Source organism: Tenacibaculum sp. AWR4_210, from assembly GCF_056160945.1.
Genome location: NZ_JBSWYF010000066.1, coordinates 1 through 345 on the forward strand (window position 1 = coordinate 1; position 345 = coordinate 345).

Sequence of the window (345 nt, forward strand, 5' to 3'; positions counted from 1 at the left end):
TAGCAGGCGCAAATACCTATACGTATACCGTAGCAGCAACAGCACCATGTACCACAGCAGCAACAGCTCAGGTAGTGGTAAGCGAGCAAGCTTTACCAAATGCAGGTACTAACGGAACTCTCACGATCTGTGCAGGAAGCACGGTAACATCGGCGCAGTTATTTGCAGCCTTAGGCGGAAGTCCAGCTACAGGAGGTACTTGGTCACCAGCATTAGCAGGCGCAAATACCTATACGTATACCGTAGCCGCAACTGCACCATGTACCACAGCAGCAACAGCTCAGGTAGTGGTAAGCGAGCAGGCTTTACCAAATGCGGGAACTAACGGAACACTCACCATCTGTG

Annotated in this window: 1 protein-coding gene; it reads left to right on the forward strand. The window is 51.3% G+C overall.

The window, feature by feature from the left end; genetic code table 11:
* Nucleotides 1-345, forward strand: a 345-nt coding sequence (locus tag ACXAG7_RS20050) for a hypothetical protein (RefSeq protein ID WP_476667939.1), incomplete at both ends; no start/stop codon positions are given.